Origin of the sequence: Butyricicoccus sp. (assembly GCF_050872565.1) — a bacterium.
Lineage (GTDB): Bacteria > Bacillota > Clostridia > Oscillospirales > Butyricicoccaceae > Butyricicoccus_A.
Genome location: NZ_JBNMHC010000388.1, coordinates 1 through 1945 on the forward strand (window position 1 = coordinate 1; position 1945 = coordinate 1945).

Annotated in this window: 2 protein-coding genes; both read left to right on the forward strand. The window is 49.6% G+C overall.

The window, feature by feature from the left end; all coding sequences use genetic code 11:
- The first annotated feature begins 473 nt into the window (after positions 1-473).
- Positions 474-1268 (forward strand): hypothetical protein, encoded by a 795-nt coding sequence (locus ACR0P9_RS11700; RefSeq protein WP_432620349.1) that lies wholly within the window; start codon positions 474-476, stop codon positions 1266-1268.
- A 105-nt stretch (positions 1269-1373) separates the two neighbouring features.
- Positions 1374-1945: hypothetical protein (locus ACR0P9_RS11705; protein ID WP_432620351.1), on the forward strand; the 572-nt coding region annotated here is incomplete at its 3' end.

The window sequence follows — 1945 nt, forward strand, 5'->3', positions numbered from 1 at the left end:
GCGCATCGACCGCAATTATCGCTTTATCATTGGCTTTAATCTCGGTCTGATTCTGCTCGGTGTGGCAGGTGTCCTGCAACCGGCAACGTCTGCGATGCTGCATAATCTGTCCACGCTGGGCATTAGCTTGGACAGCATGACAAATCTGCTCTCTGAATAAGCAAGAGATGGAAACGAAACCGCCGCGGTTTGTGCCGCGGCGGTTTTTTGCGTGTTGGGGAAACCGTTCCAGCCCTCTCTGTCGCTGCGCGACATCTCTCCTAGAGGGAGAGACGAGTTTAGATGGTACGTGAGGGTTAAACTGTGCCAAAACAAAAATGCAGAGTGAGAAACATTCACAAATTCGATGTACAATAGCAAACAGCATCTGTTGTCTGTGATAAAGGTTTGTAAAGATTTTCGGAAACCTTTGACATTCCATAGATGCTGTTTTATTATGATGGATGGAAAAAATTCATGAAAGGATTGCTAATATGAAACATACTATTCAAAAGATGCTTGCTTATGCATTGGCGGCGGCAACTGCTTGTTTTTGCGTTGCTTGTGCATCGGTACAGCCGAGCGGTTCGGCTTCAGTCAGCACGACAACGGCGCAAGAGATGACGTATGACAAACAAAATCACACACCGATTCAGCAGGGCGGATATACGTTTCAAATTATTGATGTGACCTCTGGAGAAGAGTCTGCGACAATTTTCTTTACCATGTCTCCGGTAGAAAGCAAAAAAGCCGCAGAAGATCTGTATATTACCACCAGCACCGGTGACTGTACGGCAAGCGTGCTGAAATATGACGAGCAGAACAAACAGGCTTTGTTTGAATGCCGCGTAGATATGAATGCCTCGGAAAAGATGAAGATTTTGGTGCAGGGCGATGGACTGTATGCGACAGTTCCGGTTACCGTATTAAAGGACAAGAGCGTACAGACAGATACGCCGCTGACCAGTGCAACCGGAAAGAAGGGTACCCTCAATGAAATTCGTCTGAATACCAGCACAATTACGTTCCAATATACGCTGCCGGGCTATTTGGAAGCACAGAGCGAATGGGATGTCGATTGGAAGGAATATGTTCATGGTACACCGGACGTCACGGTACAGTTTGCTGACGGCAGCGAAAAAAAGCTGGACTTACAGGAACTGCACGGCGATTTGGAGCCGGAAGTCATGAAGACGTATACGCATTACTTTGCTCTTGCCGATGCGATTGATTTGGAAAACGCGGAAACGCTGACCGTCAACGGAACCGATTACACCCTGCACGGATAAAACTGTCGCAAGACATATCTTTACAGCGATATAATTATATGTTACAATTATACACAATAAAAGAACGTATCATTGGACGCAGTAATTGGAAGGAGCTGGAAAGATATGAAAAATAGCCGAAAAAACGCCGCGTACCGCCTGATTTTATGCGCTGCTGCCGCAGCAGCCGTGTGCACCGGTGCGAGCTACGCATCCTGCCAGAATGAGACATCCGCGCCCAGCGCGCAGGGCAGCGCCGCTGTGCAGCAAATGAAAGCTGCCAAGCACATGCCTGCCATCCGGATTTTGGACGCCGTATCCGACGGAACCACGGCGGATGTGCGCATCACCGTGAAGCCGATTGCCAGCGAACAGGCGGCAGAGGATTTGATGATCACAGCGAGCACCGGCGACTGCGGTATCCGTGTTTTGGCATATGACGAGAACAGCAAACAGGCAGTGTTTGCGTGCAGCGTGGACTGCAAGGGCGCGCAGAACATCAAGCTGTTCGTGCAGGGCGGCGGCGTGTATGAAACCGTGCCGGTCACGGTTCTGACGGATAAGAGCGTACAGACAGATACGCCGCTGACCAGTGCGACCGGCAAGAAGGGTACCCTCAATGAAATTCGTCTGAATACCAGCACAATTACGTTCCAATATACGCTGCCGGGCTATTTGGAAGCACAGAGCGAATGGGA

Bases quoted from the DNA above. Each gene is read 5' to 3' on its own strand.
- ACR0P9_RS11700 (WP_432620349.1), top strand. From the start codon at position 474: ATGAAACATACTATTCAAAAGATGCTTGCTTATGCATTGGCGGCGGCA.